This is a genomic window from Methyloversatilis sp. (assembly GCF_051861465.1).
In the GTDB taxonomy this organism is placed as follows: domain Bacteria; phylum Pseudomonadota; class Gammaproteobacteria; order Burkholderiales; family Rhodocyclaceae; genus Methyloversatilis.
Genome location: NZ_JBHYCQ010000001.1, coordinates 1 through 12,823, shown reverse-complemented (window position 1 = coordinate 12,823; position 12,823 = coordinate 1). Strand labels below are relative to the sequence as shown.

The 12,823-nt window shown below is 58.2% G+C and carries 27 protein-coding genes and 1 pseudogene; all 28 read right to left on the bottom strand.

Features of this window, described 5'->3' with window-relative positions; genetic code table 11:
• Nucleotides 1-20 precede the first annotated feature (20 nt).
• A complete protein-coding gene (rpsD, locus tag ACTIFF_RS00140; protein ID WP_257082194.1) occupies nt 21-650 on the bottom strand; it encodes a 30S ribosomal protein S4 in 630 nt (209 codons plus the stop codon).
• 13 nt (nt 651-663) lie between these two features.
• Nucleotides 664-1,053 (bottom strand): 30S ribosomal protein S11, encoded by a 390-nt coding sequence (gene rpsK / locus ACTIFF_RS00135; RefSeq protein WP_008061749.1) that lies wholly within the window; start codon nt 1,051-1,053, stop codon nt 664-666.
• Between the two features lie 23 nt (nt 1,054-1,076).
• Complete coding sequence (gene rpsM, locus ACTIFF_RS00130; RefSeq protein WP_069039320.1) at nt 1,077-1,442, bottom strand: 30S ribosomal protein S13; 366 nt, start codon at nt 1,440-1,442, stop codon at nt 1,077-1,079.
• A 54-nt stretch (nt 1,443-1,496) separates the two neighbouring features.
• On the bottom strand, nt 1,497-1,610 hold the full coding sequence (gene rpmJ / locus ACTIFF_RS00125) for a 50S ribosomal protein L36 (RefSeq protein ID WP_083224033.1): 114 nt from the start codon (nt 1,608-1,610) through the stop codon (nt 1,497-1,499).
• A 30-nt stretch (nt 1,611-1,640) separates the two neighbouring features.
• Nucleotides 1,641-1,859 carry a translation initiation factor IF-1 gene (gene infA / locus ACTIFF_RS00120; RefSeq protein ID WP_018413356.1) on the bottom strand — a complete coding sequence of 73 codons (219 nt, stop codon included), beginning with the start codon at nt 1,857-1,859 and terminating at the stop codon, nt 1,641-1,643.
• Nucleotides 1,860-1,865: 6 nt separating this feature from the next.
• Nucleotides 1,866-3,191, bottom strand: coding sequence for a preprotein translocase subunit SecY (secY, locus tag ACTIFF_RS00115; RefSeq protein ID WP_306475569.1), 1,326 nt, complete (start codon nt 3,189-3,191; stop codon nt 1,866-1,868).
• Nucleotides 3,192-3,194: 3 nt separating this feature from the next.
• Nucleotides 3,195-3,629, bottom strand: coding sequence for a 50S ribosomal protein L15 (gene rplO / locus ACTIFF_RS00110; RefSeq protein WP_257098479.1), 435 nt, complete (start codon nt 3,627-3,629; stop codon nt 3,195-3,197).
• The gene (rpmD, locus tag ACTIFF_RS00105) at nt 3,630-3,812 is read right to left on the bottom strand and encodes a 50S ribosomal protein L30 (RefSeq protein WP_069039317.1); all 183 of its coding nucleotides are present in this window, start codon (nt 3,810-3,812) and stop codon (nt 3,630-3,632) included.
• Between the two features lie 8 nt (nt 3,813-3,820).
• Nucleotides 3,821-4,345: a 30S ribosomal protein S5 gene (gene rpsE, locus ACTIFF_RS00100; protein WP_257098478.1), complete on the bottom strand. Its 525-nt coding sequence runs from the start codon at nt 4,343-4,345 to the stop codon at nt 3,821-3,823.
• A gap of 20 nt (nt 4,346-4,365) precedes the next feature.
• Nucleotides 4,366-4,719 (bottom strand): 50S ribosomal protein L18, encoded by a 354-nt coding sequence (rplR, locus tag ACTIFF_RS00095; protein WP_439534992.1) that lies wholly within the window; start codon nt 4,717-4,719, stop codon nt 4,366-4,368.
• An 11-nt stretch (nt 4,720-4,730) separates the two neighbouring features.
• A complete protein-coding gene (gene rplF, locus ACTIFF_RS00090; RefSeq protein WP_439534991.1) occupies nt 4,731-5,264 on the bottom strand; it encodes a 50S ribosomal protein L6 in 534 nt (177 codons plus the stop codon).
• A gap of 10 nt (nt 5,265-5,274) precedes the next feature.
• A complete protein-coding gene (gene rpsH / locus ACTIFF_RS00085; RefSeq protein WP_069039314.1) occupies nt 5,275-5,670 on the bottom strand; it encodes a 30S ribosomal protein S8 in 396 nt (131 codons plus the stop codon).
• 12 nt (nt 5,671-5,682) lie between these two features.
• The gene (rpsN, locus tag ACTIFF_RS00080) at nt 5,683-5,988 is read right to left on the bottom strand and encodes a 30S ribosomal protein S14 (protein ID WP_257082185.1); all 306 of its coding nucleotides are present in this window, start codon (nt 5,986-5,988) and stop codon (nt 5,683-5,685) included.
• Nucleotides 5,989-5,995: 7 nt separating this feature from the next.
• Nucleotides 5,996-6,535, bottom strand: a complete 540-nt coding sequence (gene rplE / locus ACTIFF_RS00075) for a 50S ribosomal protein L5 (RefSeq protein WP_257082184.1) — start codon at nt 6,533-6,535, stop codon at nt 5,996-5,998.
• A gap of 37 nt (nt 6,536-6,572) precedes the next feature.
• Entirely contained in the window at nt 6,573-6,890 is a 318-nt protein-coding gene (gene rplX, locus ACTIFF_RS00070; RefSeq protein ID WP_439534990.1) for a 50S ribosomal protein L24, read from the bottom strand.
• Nucleotides 6,891-6,909: 19 nt separating this feature from the next.
• Entirely contained in the window at nt 6,910-7,278 is a 369-nt protein-coding gene (gene rplN, locus ACTIFF_RS00065) for a 50S ribosomal protein L14 (RefSeq protein ID WP_069039310.1), read from the bottom strand.
• A gap of 149 nt (nt 7,279-7,427) precedes the next feature.
• Complete coding sequence (rpsQ, locus tag ACTIFF_RS00060) at nt 7,428-7,697, bottom strand: 30S ribosomal protein S17 (protein WP_439534989.1); 270 nt, start codon at nt 7,695-7,697, stop codon at nt 7,428-7,430.
• Nucleotides 7,694-7,888, bottom strand: coding sequence for a 50S ribosomal protein L29 (gene rpmC, locus ACTIFF_RS00055; protein ID WP_257082271.1), 195 nt, complete (start codon nt 7,886-7,888; stop codon nt 7,694-7,696). The genes rpsQ and rpmC overlap by 4 nt, the downstream gene beginning before the upstream one ends.
• 3 nt (nt 7,889-7,891) lie before the next feature.
• Nucleotides 7,892-8,305: a 50S ribosomal protein L16 gene (gene rplP / locus ACTIFF_RS00050; protein ID WP_069039307.1), complete on the bottom strand. Its 414-nt coding sequence runs from the start codon at nt 8,303-8,305 to the stop codon at nt 7,892-7,894.
• Nucleotides 8,274-9,131 carry a 30S ribosomal protein S3 gene (gene rpsC, locus ACTIFF_RS00045; RefSeq protein ID WP_305614790.1) on the bottom strand — a complete coding sequence of 286 codons (858 nt, stop codon included), beginning with the start codon at nt 9,129-9,131 and terminating at the stop codon, nt 8,274-8,276. Before rpsC ends, rplP begins: the two co-directional genes overlap by 32 nt.
• 5 nt (nt 9,132-9,136) lie before the next feature.
• On the bottom strand, nt 9,137-9,466 hold the full coding sequence (gene rplV, locus ACTIFF_RS00040; protein WP_069039305.1) for a 50S ribosomal protein L22: 330 nt from the start codon (nt 9,464-9,466) through the stop codon (nt 9,137-9,139).
• Between the two features lie 12 nt (nt 9,467-9,478).
• Entirely contained in the window at nt 9,479-9,754 is a 276-nt protein-coding gene (gene rpsS / locus ACTIFF_RS00035) for a 30S ribosomal protein S19 (protein ID WP_069039304.1), read from the bottom strand.
• A gap of 10 nt (nt 9,755-9,764) precedes the next feature.
• On the bottom strand, nt 9,765-10,592 hold the full coding sequence (gene rplB, locus ACTIFF_RS00030) for a 50S ribosomal protein L2 (RefSeq protein WP_439534988.1): 828 nt from the start codon (nt 10,590-10,592) through the stop codon (nt 9,765-9,767).
• Nucleotides 10,592-10,918, bottom strand: a complete 327-nt coding sequence (gene rplW, locus ACTIFF_RS00025) for a 50S ribosomal protein L23 (RefSeq protein WP_257098473.1) — start codon at nt 10,916-10,918, stop codon at nt 10,592-10,594. Before rplW ends, rplB begins: the two co-directional genes overlap by 1 nt.
• Nucleotides 10,915-11,538 carry a 50S ribosomal protein L4 gene (gene rplD, locus ACTIFF_RS00020; protein ID WP_439534987.1) on the bottom strand — a complete coding sequence of 208 codons (624 nt, stop codon included), beginning with the start codon at nt 11,536-11,538 and terminating at the stop codon, nt 10,915-10,917. The genes rplW and rplD overlap by 4 nt, the downstream gene beginning before the upstream one ends.
• Nucleotides 11,539-11,548: 10 nt before the next feature.
• A complete protein-coding gene (gene rplC / locus ACTIFF_RS00015) occupies nt 11,549-12,190 on the bottom strand; it encodes a 50S ribosomal protein L3 (protein WP_305614793.1) in 642 nt (213 codons plus the stop codon).
• Between the two features lie 112 nt (nt 12,191-12,302).
• Nucleotides 12,303-12,614, bottom strand: a complete 312-nt coding sequence (gene rpsJ, locus ACTIFF_RS00010; RefSeq protein WP_069039299.1) for a 30S ribosomal protein S10 — start codon at nt 12,612-12,614, stop codon at nt 12,303-12,305.
• A 66-nt stretch (nt 12,615-12,680) separates the two neighbouring features.
• Nucleotides 12,681-12,823, bottom strand: a pseudogene (locus ACTIFF_RS00005) (elongation factor Tu); the annotation flags it as partial.

Here is a 12,823-nt window from a genome sequence, read left to right as displayed (position 1 = left end):
CGAGCTGATCGCACACGCGATCAGCGGGAATACAGTTCGACAACCAAACTTTCGTTGATCGTCGACGGGAGGTCGGTGCGGGCCGGCAGAGCTTTGAATACGCCGCGAGCCGCCTTGGAATCGACGTCGATCCAGTCCGGGAAACCACGCGAGGCCTGCGCTTCGAGCGCACCCTTCGAACGCAGATGGGCCTTGGCACGTTCGGTCAGCTCGACCACGTCGCCAGGACGCACTTCGTAAGACGGAATATTCACGCGCTTGCCGTTGACCAGAACACCGTTGTGACGGACCACCTGACGCGATTCGGCGCGCGACGCACCGAAACCCATGCGATAAGCGACGGTGTCCAGACGGCTTTCCAACAGCTGCAGCATGTTTTCGCCAGTCTGCCCCTTGCGACGCACGGCTTCTGCATACACGCGACGGAACTGGCGCTCAAGAACACCGTAGATACGGCGGATCTTTTGCTTTTCGCGCAGTTGCTGACCGAAACCGGACAGACGCTGGCCGGATTTCTGTCCATGCTGACCAGGCGCATAGGACCGACGTTCAATCGCGCACTTGTCGGTGAAGCACTTTTCGCCCTTCAGGAAGAGCTTTTCGCCTTCACGACGGCACTGACGACATTTCGGGTCGAGATTACGAGCCATTCTCTACTTCCTCTCAGATGCGCCGGCGCTTGGGCGGACGGCAGCCGTTGTGCGGGATCGGCGTGATATCGGTGATCGACGAAATCTTGATACCGAGCGCATTGAGCGCACGCACAGCCGACTCCCGGCCGGGACCAGGGCCCTTGATGCGCACTTCCAGGTTCTTCACGCCACACTCGACCGCCACCTTGCCGGCAGCTTCAGCAGCGACCTGCGCAGCGAAAGGCGTGCTCTTGCGTGAGCCCTTGAAACCAGCGCCACCCGAAGTCGCCCACGACAGGGCATTACCCTGGCGGTCGGTGATCGTGATGATCGTGTTATTGAAAGAAGCGTGAATGTGCGCGATGCCTTCCGCGACGTTCTTCTTGACTTTCTTCCTTACTTTTGCAGCACTCTTGACCATGATCGTGTCCTGTTAGCGGGCGCTTACTTCTTGCCGCCGGAGATCGACTTGCGCGGTCCCTTGCGGGTACGTGCATTCGTGCGGGTACGCTGACCACGAAGCGGCAGGCCGCGACGATGACGAACACCGCGATAGCACCCGAGGTCCATCAGGCGCTTGATGTTCATCGTCACTTCGCGACGCAAGTCACCTTCAATCGTGAACTTGCCGACCTCTTCCCGCAGCCGATCCATTTCGGCCTCCGAGAGGTCTTTGATCTTGGCAGTGCGGGTTACCCCGGCAGCGTCACAGATCTTTTGTGAGCGGGACCGACCGACTCCGAAAATCGCTGTAAGGGCGATCTCGGTATGTTGGTGGTTAGGAATGTTTACGCCGGCAATACGGGCCATGCAGTCACCCCGAAAAGCGAAACCTTAAATTTTATCAAAAACCACTAGCCAGCGTCAACCTTGACGCTGCTTGTGACGTGGATCCGCGCAAATGACACGCACAACCCCGTGGCGACGAATCACCTTGCACTTGCGGCAAACGCGCTTTACAGAAGCTTGGACTTTCATCCTATCTCTCCAGCTGAACCAAACGCCGACTTACTTGGCGCGAAACACGATGCGACCTTTTGTGAGGTCATAAGGCGTGAGCTGCACCGTTACCTTGTCTCCGGGAAGAATCCGGATGTAATGCATCCTCATCTTTCCGGAAATATGCCCGAGAACCACGTGTCCATTTTCGAGCTTCACGCGAAACGTCGCATTAGGCAGGGTTTCAACAACCTCCCCCTGCATTTCAATGACATCTTCCTTGGACATAAGTACCTAGCGCGTCGGGAATCCAGTCCCGCGGAAATTTGCTTTCTTCAACAAACTTTCGTACTGATGCGACATGACATAGGCCTGAACCTGGGACATGAAGTCCATCGTCACTACAACGATGATCAGCAACGATGTACCTCCGAAATAGAACGGAACATTCCATTTCAGAATCAGAAACTCCGGCAGCAGACAAACCAGCGTGATGTAGACGGCGCCCACCAGCGTCAGGCGCGTCAGTATCTTGTCTATATAGCGCGCGGTCTGTTCGCCCGGCCGAATGCCCGGCACAAACGCTCCGCTCTTCTTCAGGTTATCCGCAGTTTCCTTCGCGTTGAACACAAGCGCGGTGTAGAAGAAGCAGAAGAAAACGATCGCAGCTGCATACAACAAGACATAAACCGGTTGCCCCGGGGACAACGTTGCCGCGATGTCCTTCAGCCAGCGCGTACTTTCCGTCGTGGCGAACCAGCCAGCCAGGGTTGCAGGAAACAGAATGATAGAAGAAGCAAAAATCGGAGGGATGACCCCCGCCATATTGAGCTTCAGCGGCAGGTGCGAACTCTGACCGCCATACACCTTGTTGCCCACCTGGCGCTTCGCGTAATTGACCAGAATCTTTCGCTGACCACGTTCGACAAAAACCACGACAGCCGTGACCGCAATGACGAGCGCCACGATGAACAGTGCCGTCAATTCATGCATCGCGCCGGTGTTCACCAATTCAAGCAGACCGCCGATCGCACCCGGCAGCCCCGCGGCAATACCCGCGAAAATGATGATCGAGATGCCGTTTCCGACGCCACGTTCGGTAATCTGCTCACCCAACCACATCAGAAACATTGTGCCGGTAACGAGCGTCGAGATCGTCACAAACCTGAACATCATGCCCGGGTCGAGCACCAACCCAGGTTGAGATTCGAGCGCAACCGATATTCCTACTGCTTGAAACAGCGCGAGCACCAGCGTCCCATAACGGGTGTACTGAGTGATCTTTCTGCGTCCAGCTTCGCCTTCCTTCTTGAGCGCTTCAAGCGAGGGAACCGCAACCGTCAGCAGCTGCATGATGATCGAAGCCGAAATGTACGGCATGATCCCCAGTGCAAAGATCGTAAATCTCGACAGCGCGCCGCCGGAAAAAAGATTGAACACGCCCAGAATGCCGCCCTGCTGTCCCTGGAACAGCTCCGCGAGACGCGCAGGGTCAATCCCTGGAACGGGAATGTGTGCACCCAGTCTGTAGACAATCAGCGCGCCTGCGAGAAACCACAGACGGCGCCAAAGATCTCCGAACTTCGCGCTACGACCAGGCTGCTGGGCAGCAGTGACCAAAACTTACTCCCCGATCTGGCCGCCGGCCGCTTCGATAGCAGCCCGCGCGCCCTTCGTTGCACCAATTCCACGCAGTGCAACTTTCCGAGTGATCTCACCGGACAGCACAACCTTCGCCGCCAGCGCATCGCGCGGCACGAGGTTGAATTGCTTGAGCACGAGCAGATCGATCTCTTCTACCGGCAAGCGTGACAGTGAAGACAGATTCACTTCGGCATTACGTGACCGGGTCAAAGACTTGAACCCGCGTTTCGGGAGGCGGCGCTGCAGCGGCATCTGGCCACCTTCGAACCCGACGCTCTTCCAGCCGCCCGAGCGTGACTTCTGGCCCTTGTGACCACGTCCGCACGTCTTGCCCAACCCGCTGCCAATGCCGCGACCGACACGGCGACGGGCATGCTTGGAGCCCTCAGCGGGCTTGATATCGTTGAGTTCCATTTACGCCTCGAGCTTCAACAGGTAAACCACCTTGTTGATCATGCCGCGAACAGCCGGCGTATCTTCAAGGACGACGGTGTGGTTGATACGACGCAGGCCCAAGCCACGAACGGTTGCGCGGTGATCCTGCTTGCGACCGATCAGGCTCTTGATGAGCGTGACCTTCAGTGTTTTTTCAGCCATGTGCGACCTCAGCCGAGAATTTCCGCAACGGTCTTGCCGCGCTTGGCGGCAATTTCGGACGGAGTGCTCATGCGCGAAAGGCCGTTCAGCGTCGCACGCACAAGGTTGTAAGGATTGGACGAACCGAGCGACTTGGCCACGACGTCCGTGACGCCCATGACTTCAAACACAGCGCGCATCGGGCCGCCTGCAATGATGCCGGTACCGGGCGCAGCAGGCTGGATCAGCACGGTCGAGGCACCATGGTGCCCGATGATCTGATGGTGAAAGCTTCCGTTGCGAAGACTGACGCGCGACATCTTGCGACGCGCCTCTTCCATTGCCTTCTGGACAGCAACCGGCACTTCACGCGCCTTGCCCTTGCCCATGCCGATGCCGCCGTCACCGTCGCCAACCACGGTCAGAGCGGCAAAACCGAGAATACGACCACCCTTCACGACCTTCGTGACACGGTTGATCGATACCATTTTTTCACGCAGGCCATCATCGCGTTCTTCCTGGGCCTGGTGTTGCTTGCGTTGTGGTTTAGCCATCGCTTAAGTCGCCTGAACAGTTAGAACTTGAGACCGCCTTCGCGGGCCGCCTCAGCGAGCGCCTTGATACGGCCGTGGTACTTGAATCCACCACGGTCGAAGGCGACCTGCTCGACGCCCTGAGCGCGTGCGCGCTCGGCGATGAGCTTTCCCACCAGCGTAGCTGCCTGCACGTTCCCGCCATTGCTCAGCTCGCCGCGCACCGAAACTTCCACAGTCGATGCCGCTGCAATGACTCGCGTACCGCAGCCCGAATAGACCTGGGCGTAAATATGACTGTTGCTGCGATGCACCGACAGCCGAACTGCCTTCAGTTGCGCTATCCGCGCGCGAGTCTGACGGGAACGACGCAAACGGGATTGATTCTTGTCCATGTTCGTCACCCCTACTTCTTCTTCGTCTCTTTGATCACTACCACCTCATCCGAATAACGGACACCCTTGCCCTTGTAAGGCTCAGGCTGGCGGTAAGCCCTGATTTCGGCTGCAACCTGACCCACGAGTTGCTTGTCGATACCCTTGATGCGTATTTCCGTCTGCACCGGCGTCTCTACCTTGATCCCGGCCGGCATCTCATGCACAACAGGATGCGAGAAGCCAAGAGACAGATTGAGTTTGTCGCCTTGAGCCTGTGCCTTGTAGCCGACACCGACCAGCATGAGCTTGCGCTCGAAGCCCTGTGTCACGCCCTGGACCATGTTTGCAACCAGTGCGCGCATGGTTCCCGACAACGCCTTCGTGTTTTCCTTGCCTTCAATCTGCGCAAAGCGGACTTCAGAAGCATCAACTGAAACCGCGACAGCCGGATTGATGACTCGACTGATCTCCCCTAGCGGCCCCTTGACCGAAAGCTCGCCATTGCTCAGCGCTACAGTCACGCCTTTGGGGACGACAACCGGATTTTTAGCTATACGTGACATGTCTGATTCCTCAAGCCACGATGCAGAGCACTTCGCCGCCGACTTTCTCGGCACGTGCCTTGCGATCCGTCATGACACCGCGCGGCGTCGATACGATGGCGACACCGAGTCCATTCATGACACGCGGGAGATCGTCCGAGCCGCGATAGACGCGAAGACCCGGGCGGCTAATTCGTTCGATGCGTTCGATGACCGGACGCCCCGAGTAATATTTGAGCACCAACTCAAGATCAGCCTTCTGTCCGTTTGCACGGACGGAAAAGCCTTCAATGTAGCCTTCGGACTGCAGCACCCCTGCGATCGCAACCTTGATCTTCGAGGAAGGCATGACAACAGAGCCTTTCTGCGCCATTTGTGCATTGCGGATGCGGGTCAGCATGTCCGCAATCGGATCACTCATGCTCATCTTGTACCCCTGTTACCAACTAGCCTTGACCATCCCGGGCACTTCACCCCGGAAGGCCGCTTCACGCAACTTCATGCGACACAGACCAAACTTGCGAAACACTCCGCGCGGACGACCGGTCTGTTCGCAACGGTTGCGCAGACGGGTCGGATTCGCATTGCGCGGAAGCGCCTGCAGCTTGAGGCGCGCGGAAGCGTGGTCCGAATCGCTCGCCGACATGTCGGCAATGGTTGCTTCGAGTGCAGCGCGCTTTGCGGCAAACTTGGCTACCAGCTTTTCACGCTTTTTCTCGCGGTTAATCAATGACAACTTGGCCATGGCAACCTCAATTCTTGAACGGGAATTTGAATGCGGCGAGAAGAGCCTTGGCTTCTTCGTCGGTCTTGGCGGTGGTCGTAATGCTGATATTCATCCCACGGAGCACGTCGATCTTGTCGTACTCGATCTCAGGGAAAATTATCTGTTCCTTGACGCCCACGTTGTAGTTGCCGCGACCATCAAAACCCTTGCCGGACACACCACGGAAGTCACGAACACGCGGCATCGCCACCGTTATCAGCCGGTCAAGGAACTCAAACATGCGCGGACCGCGCAGCGTCACCATGCAACCGATCGGGTAGCCCTGGCGAATCTTGAAACCGGCGATCGCCTTGCGGGCCTTGGTGATGACCGGCTTTTGCCCGGCGATCTTCACCATATCGCCCACTGCATGCTCAAGCACCTTCTTGTCACCAATCGCCTCACCGACGCCCATATTGAGCGTGATCTTGGTGATGCGCGGCACTTCCATCACCGACTTGTAGCCAAAGCGGGTCGTCAACTCGCTCACCACGGCTTCTTTGTAATACTGCTGCAAGCGCGCCATCGTCATTCCTTATCCCAGACTGCCGGAGGAGAGGCCTTCAAGCCTTCACCAACTCGCCGTTCGACTTGAAGACGCGCACTTTCGTACCGTCTTCAAGAGTTTTGATACCAACCCGATCACCTTTGCTGGTGGCCGGGTTGAACAGCGCCACATTGGAAATGTCGATGGGCATTTCCTTCTCGACGATGCCACCTTGCTGGCCCTTCATCGGGTTCGGACGCTGATGCTTCTTGACGCGATTGATGCCTTCGACCAGCACCGCACGCTCATCGACGCGGCGCAACACAGTTCCGCGACGACCGCGATCCTTGCCGGCCAGCACAACAACTTCGTCGCCCTTGCGAATCTTTTCCATCAATATTCTCCCGCGGGCTTCAGAGGACTTCTGGCGCCAGCGACACGATCTTCATGAACCGCTCGCCACGCAACTCACGCGTGACGGGCCCAAAAATGCGCGTGCCGATCGGCTCCAGCTTATTGTTCAACAACACAGCAGCATTGTTGTCGAACTTGACAAGCGAACCGTCCGGGCGACGGACACCCTTGGCGGTGCGCACGACAACAGCGTTGTAAACCTCGCCCTTTTTCACGCGACCACGGGGCGCTGCGTCCTTGATCGTGACCTTGATCACGTCGCCGATGCCCGCATAACGGCGCTTCGAACCACCAAGCACCTTGATACACATCACCGACCGCGCGCCCGTGTTGTCGGCCACGTTCAGGATGGATTGCATCTGGATCATTTAATTTCTCCAACTTATCCCGCTCTAAGAGCGGTCAGTCTTGGACCCGTCAGGGTTTAGGACGAGCCCAACAGATTCAAGGCTCGTTAAAGCACAGCACGCAACAATAGCATGCCGGGAGAAGGCGAGCAAGCCCCTCCCGTGCCCAATCAGATGATTCGTGCCACTTCCATAACCTGCGTCACCTTCCACGCCTTGGTGCGGCTGATCGGACGACACTCGACGATCTGAACCAGATCGCCTTCGTGCGGCTCGAGGCCTTCAACATGCGCGTGATACTTCTTCGAACGCATGATGACCTTGCCGTAGAGCGGATGCTTGACGCGGCGCTCGACCAGGACCGTCACGGTCTTGTCCATTTTGTCACTGACCACACGCCCGACCAGCGTGCGATTGACCTTTTGATTGGTCTCGCTCATTTCGCGTTCGCCTTTTCCTGCAGCAGCGTACGCACGCGAGCGATATCGCGGCGAACGTTCTTCAGCTGGTTGGTATTGGTCAACTGCTGGGTGGCCTTCTGCATGCGCATGGAAAACTGCGCCTTCAGAAGCTCGATCAGCTCCGTATTCAATTCGGCGGTGTCTTTGACCCGCAGATCCTTAGCTTTCATCACTTACCCCAGTTGTCGTATGACAAAGGTGGTTTCAAGCGGAAGCTTGGCCGCAGCGAGGCGGAACGCCTCGCGCGCCAGTGCTTCGTCGACGCCATCCATCTCGTAAAGCACTTTGCCCGGCTGGATTTCGGCCACCCAATACTCCGGGTTGCCCTTGCCGTTACCCATGCGAACCTCGGCAGGCTTCTGCGAGATCGGCTTGTCCGGGAAAATCCGGATCCAGATGCGACCGCCCCGCTTGATATGGCGGGTCATCGCGCGACGTGCCGCCTCGATCTGGCGGGCCGTCAAGCGGCCACGCGCAGTTGCCTTGAGACCATACTCGCCAAACGAAACCTTGGTGCCGCGGGTGGCGAGGCCCTTGTTGCGGCCCTTTTGCTCCTTACGATACTTCCTTCTCGCCGGCTGCAGCATTATTAGCTCCTGACTTTCTGACTCGTTTCGAAGTGCCCTTCACGTCGGCATCTGCCGGCGCTGCAGCACCTTCGGGCTTGGCATCGCGGGCCGGGCGGCGGCCCGCCGGCGGGCGGTTATCGCCTTCCGGACGGCGACCATCGCGACGCGGTCGGCGTGCATTGTCGTTTTCTTCGGCAACTGCCGGGGCTTCACCGCGGGCAAGCATCTCACCCTTGAATACCCAGACCTTGATACCGATGACACCGTAGGTCGTCTTCGCTTCGGACGTACCGTAATCAATGTCCGCTCGCAGAGTGTGCAGAGGTACGCGGCCTTCGCGATACCACTCGCGGCGTGCGATCTCGATGCCGTTAAGACGACCCGACGACATGATCTTGATGCCTTGCGCTCCCAAACGCATCGCATTCTGCATCGCGCGCTTCATTGCACGACGGAACATGATCCGCTTTTCAAGCTGTTGGGCGATTGAGTCCGCGATCAGCTGCGCATCGATTTCCGGCTTGCGGATTTCCTCGATGTTCACATGTACCGGCACACCCATCATCTTTGCGAGTTGTGCCTTGATCAGCTCGATCTCTTCACCCTTCTTTCCGATTACGACACCAGGCCGAGCCGAAAAAACGGTGATGCGGGCGTTCTTTGCCGGACGCTCGATGATCACGCGGCCCACCGATGCGTGCGCGAGCTTTTTCTTGAGGAACGCGCGAACTTCGAGGTCCTGGTTCAGCATGCGACTGAAGTCCTTGCTCGATGCGAACCAGCGTGACGTCCAGTTGTGCGTGACCGCCAAACGGAAGCCGGTCGGATGAATCTTCTGTCCCATAACCTTCAGTCTCCAACCGTGACGAACACGTGGCAGGTCTGCTTCACGATCTGATTGCCGCGACCCTTTGCACGAGCGGTGAAACGCTTCAGCACCGCGCCCTTTTCCACGTAGATGGTCTTCACCTTGAGGCTGTCGATGTCTGCGCCGTCGTTATGCTCGGCGTTGGCAATTGCAGACTCGACGACCTTCTTGATGATCTTGGCGCCCTTTTTCGGGCTGAAAGCCAGAATATTAAGAGCCTGACCGACCGGTTTGCCGCGGACGAGGTCGGCAACCAACCGACCTTTTTGCGCCGACAGGCGCACTCCGCGAAGATTTGCACGGGTTTCCATAGTCATCGCTCCTTACTTCTTGGCTTTCTTGCCGGCGGTGTGACCCTTGAACGTCCGGGTCAGCGCGAATTCGCCAAGCTTGTGACCCACCATGTTTTCCGAAACATAGACCGGGATGTGCTGACGACCGTTGTGTACCGCGATGGTCAGGCCGATGAAATCTGGCAACACCGTCGAACGACGCGACCAAGTCTTGATCGGGCGCTTGTCGTTGGAGGAGCGTGCCGTATCCACCTTGGCCAGCAGGTGGGCATCGACGAACGGGCCCTTCTTGATTGAACGTGCCATTGCCTACCTCTTATCGCTTGTAACGGCGCTGCACGATCATGTTGCTCGTGCGCTTGTTGCTGCGGGTACGGTAGCCCTTGGTCGGCTGCCCCCACGGACTGACCGGCACACGGCCTTCGCCGGTTCGGCCTTCACCACCACCGTGCGGGTGGTCGATCGGATTCATCGCAGTACCACGTACCGTCGGACGCACACCGCGCCAGCGGGTCGCACCAGCCTTGCCGAGCTTGCGAAGGTTGTTTTCCTCGTTTCCGACCTCGCCAACCGTTGCGCGGCATTCCACATGCACGCGACGGATTTCGCCGGAGCGCAGGCGCAACTGGGCATAACTGCCTTCCCGCGCAAGCAACTGAACCGAGGTGCCCGCGGCACGTGCGATCTGTGCCCCCTTCCCCGGCATCAACTCGATGCAATGCACCGTGGAGCCAACCGGGATGTTACGCAATGGCAACGTGTTGCCCGACTTGATCGGCGCCTCGGAGCCGCTGAGCAACTGTTGCCCAACCACGAGACCCTTCGGCGCGATGATGTAACGGCGTTCGCCATCGGCATAACAGAGCAGCGCGATGTGCGCAGAGCGGTTCGGGTCGTATTCGATACGTTCGACCTTGGCCGGAATGCCATCCTTGTTGCGACGGAAGTCAATCACGCGATACTGCTGACGATGACCGCCACCTTTGTGACGGGTCGTGATGTGTCCGTGATTGTTGCGACCAGCCGTCTTGCTCTGACTTTCGGTCAGCGAATCCAGCGGGCGGCCCTTGTACAGGCTCGAATTGACGACCTTGACGACGGCACGGCGACCGGCCGACGTCGGCTTGACTTTGACGAGTGCCATCAGACAGCCCCTCCTTCAGCAAACTGGATGTCCTGGCCGCGCTTGATGCACACGAATGCCTTCTTCCAGTCACTGCGACGGCCGAAACTGCGACCGAATCGCTTTACCTTGCCCTTGACGTTCAGGACCTGGACCGACAAAACTTCGATCTTGTTGTCGCCCTTGCTGAACAGCAGTTCAACGGCCGCCTTGATTTCCGGCTTGGTGGCATCGGATGCCACCTTGAACACCACCTGATTGTTACGGTCGGCAATGAAAGTTGCCTTCTCGGAAATCTGCGGCGCGAGCAGAACCTGCATCAGCCTTTCCTGCGAAAAGTTGCTCATGCCCACATCTCCTCGAATTTGCTCATCGCGCTGCGCGTGATCAGCACCTTGCCGAAGCGGATGAGCGACACCGGGTCTGCCTCATGCGCTTCAAGCACGAGCACGTTGTGCAGGTTGCGCGACGACAGGAACAGGTTCTCATCCAGCTCGTCCGTGATCACCAGAACCGAATCAAGCCCCATGTCCTTGAGCTTGCTCGAGAGCAGCTTGGTCTTGGGCGCATCGATGCTGAAGCTCTCGACCACGGCTACGCGATCTTCGCGTGCCAACTGGGAGAGGATCGCCGCGATACCTGCGCGATACATCTTGCGATTCACCTTTTGCGAGAAATTCTCGTCGGGCGAATTCGGGAAAATGCGGCCACCACCGCGCCACAGCGGACTCGAAGACATACCGGCGCGAGCCCGACCGGTGCCTTTCTGACGCCACGGCTTGCGGGTCGTGTGCTTGACCAGCGTGCGGTCTTTTTGGGCGCGCGTACCTTGGCGTGCATTGGCCTGATAGGCCACGACCACCTGATGCACGAGCGCTTCGTTGTATTCGCGGGCAAACAGCGTATCCGGCGCATGCACCGTCGACGACTGCTGACCTGCATCATTCAAAACTTTCAATTCAGCCATCGCGCTCTCCTCAGCCCTTGACCGCGGGCAGGACGATCACGTCGCCGCCCTTGGAACCCGGAACTGCGCCCTTGATGAGCAGCAACTGACGGGCTTCGTCGATACGCACGACCTCCAGGCCCTGCTGGGTGCGTTTAACGTCACCCAGATGGCCAGCCATGCGTTTGCCTGGGAACACGCGACCCGGATCTTGCGCCATGCCGATAGAGCCGGCAGAGTTGTGCGAGACTGAATTGCCGTGCGATGCGCGATTGGACGAAAAGTGGTGACGCTTGATGGCACCGGCATAACCCTTGCCAATCGTCGTACCCGTCACGTCCACCTTCTGGCCAACAGCGAACACTGAAGCCGGACTGATGGTGTCACCCGCCTTGAACTGTTCGAGTTGAGCGGCATCGACGCGGAACTCGCGCAACACTTGCCCTGCCTCGACGCCTGCCTTGGCGAAATGTCCCGCCGCAGCCTTGTTCACGCGAGTAGCGCGACGCTTGCCGAAAGCGACCTGCACCGACGAGTAGCCGTCGGTTTCTGCTGTCTTGATCTGGGTGACGCGATTGTTCGACACATCGACCACTGTCACCGGAACGGTCTGTCCGTCATCGGTGAAAATGCGCGTCATGCCGACCTTGCGACCCACAAGGCCTAAAGTCATGTTTTTCTCCTCATCCCGGTTGCGATTGACCGGGATTCGTTTCAACTGCCACCGGAACCTCCGGTGACCCTTGCCCGGCAAAAAAAACGCCGGAAAAAGACTGCTCTAATCTCTACTGAAGCTTGATTTCCACATCGACGCCAGCCGGCAGATCAAGCTTCATCAATGCGTCGACAGTCTTGTCGGTCGGATCGATGATGTCCATCAGGCGGACGTGGGTACGAATTTCGAACTGGTCACGCGACGTCTTGTTGACGTGCGGCGAGCGCAGGATGTTGAAACGCTCAATGCGCGTGGGCAACGGAACCGGGCCACGAACAACTGCACCGGTACGCTTTGCGGTATCCACGATTTCAAGAGCCGACTGATCGATCAAACGGTAGTCGAACGCTTTGAGACGAATGCGGATTTTCTGGCTTGCCATTTTATTTCCTAAAGAGCGAAAGAGCTGCCCCGGCCTGCTCGCGCAGCCCGGGGCACATCAACCTGCTTAAGCGATGATCTTGGCAACCACGCCCGCGCCCACCGTCCGACCGCCTTCGCGAATCGCAAAGCGCAGGCCTTCTTCCATCGCGATCGGCGCAATCAGCTTCACCGTGATCGATACGTTGTCGCCCGGCATCACCATCTCCG

Excerpts from the sequence above, each read along its gene's own strand:
- rplB (WP_439534988.1), bottom strand. The coding sequence starts at position 10,592 with ATGGCACTCGTCAAAGTCAAGCCGACGTCGGCCGGTCGCCGTGCCGTC.
- rplO (WP_257098479.1), bottom strand. The coding sequence starts at position 3,629 with ATGGAACTCAACGATATCAAGCCCGCTGAGGGCTCCAAGCATGCCCGT.
- rpsJ (WP_069039299.1), bottom strand. The coding sequence starts at position 12,614 with ATGGCAAGCCAGAAAATCCGCATTCGTCTCAAAGCGTTCGACTACCGT.
- rplF (WP_439534991.1), bottom strand. The coding sequence starts at position 5,264 with ATGTCACGTATAGCTAAAAATCCGGTTGTCGTCCCCAAAGGCGTGACT.
- rpsQ (WP_439534989.1), bottom strand. The coding sequence starts at position 7,697 with ATGAGCGAGACCAATCAAAAGGTCAATCGCACGCTGGTCGGGCGTGTG.
- rpsS (WP_069039304.1), bottom strand. The coding sequence starts at position 9,754 with ATGGCACGTTCAATCAAGAAGGGCCCGTTCGTCGATGCCCACCTGCTG.
- rpsC (WP_305614790.1), bottom strand. The coding sequence starts at position 9,131 with ATGGGACAGAAGATTCATCCGACCGGCTTCCGTTTGGCGGTCACGCAC.
- rpsH (WP_069039314.1), bottom strand. The coding sequence starts at position 5,670 with ATGAGCATGAGTGATCCGATTGCGGACATGCTGACCCGCATCCGCAAT.
- rplD (WP_439534987.1), bottom strand. The coding sequence starts at position 11,538 with ATGGCTGAATTGAAAGTTTTGAATGATGCAGGTCAGCAGTCGTCGACG.
- rplC (WP_305614793.1), bottom strand. The coding sequence starts at position 12,190 with ATGACTTTAGGCCTTGTGGGTCGCAAGGTCGGCATGACGCGCATTTTC.
- rpsM (WP_069039320.1), bottom strand. The coding sequence starts at position 1,442 with ATGGCCCGTATTGCCGGCGTAAACATTCCTAACCACCAACATACCGAG.
- rplE (WP_257082184.1), bottom strand. The coding sequence starts at position 6,535 with ATGGCGCGCTTGCAGCAGTATTACAAAGAAGCCGTGGTGAGCGAGTTG.
- rplN (WP_069039310.1), bottom strand. The coding sequence starts at position 7,278 with ATGATCCAGATGCAATCCATCCTGAACGTGGCCGACAACACGGGCGCG.
- rpmD (WP_069039317.1), bottom strand. The coding sequence starts at position 3,812 with ATGGCTGAAAAAACACTGAAGGTCACGCTCATCAAGAGCCTGATCGGT.
- infA (WP_018413356.1), bottom strand. The coding sequence starts at position 1,859 with ATGTCCAAGGAAGATGTCATTGAAATGCAGGGGGAGGTTGTTGAAACC.
- rplP (WP_069039307.1), bottom strand. The coding sequence starts at position 8,305 with ATGCTGCAGCCGGCGAGAAGGAAGTATCGTAAGGAGCAAAAGGGCCGC.
- rpmJ (WP_083224033.1), bottom strand. The coding sequence starts at position 1,610 with ATGAAAGTCCAAGCTTCTGTAAAGCGCGTTTGCCGCAAGTGCAAGGTG.
- rpsN (WP_257082185.1), bottom strand. The coding sequence starts at position 5,988 with ATGGCCAAGTTGTCATTGATTAACCGCGAGAAAAAGCGTGAAAAGCTG.
- rpsD (WP_257082194.1), bottom strand. The coding sequence starts at position 650 with ATGGCTCGTAATCTCGACCCGAAATGTCGTCAGTGCCGTCGTGAAGGC.
- rplW (WP_257098473.1), bottom strand. The coding sequence starts at position 10,918 with ATGAGCAACTTTTCGCAGGAAAGGCTGATGCAGGTTCTGCTCGCGCCG.
- rplV (WP_069039305.1), bottom strand. The coding sequence starts at position 9,466 with ATGGAAACCCGTGCAAATCTTCGCGGAGTGCGCCTGTCGGCGCAAAAA.
- rpsE (WP_257098478.1), bottom strand. The coding sequence starts at position 4,345 with ATGGCTAAACCACAACGCAAGCAACACCAGGCCCAGGAAGAACGCGAT.
- rplR (WP_439534992.1), bottom strand. The coding sequence starts at position 4,719 with ATGGACAAGAATCAATCCCGTTTGCGTCGTTCCCGTCAGACTCGCGCG.
- rpsK (WP_008061749.1), bottom strand. The coding sequence starts at position 1,053 with ATGGTCAAGAGTGCTGCAAAAGTAAGGAAGAAAGTCAAGAAGAACGTC.
- rpmC (WP_257082271.1), bottom strand. The coding sequence starts at position 7,888 with ATGAAAGCTAAGGATCTGCGGGTCAAAGACACCGCCGAATTGAATACG.
- rplX (WP_439534990.1), bottom strand. The coding sequence starts at position 6,890 with ATGGAAAAGATTCGCAAGGGCGACGAAGTTGTTGTGCTGGCCGGCAAG.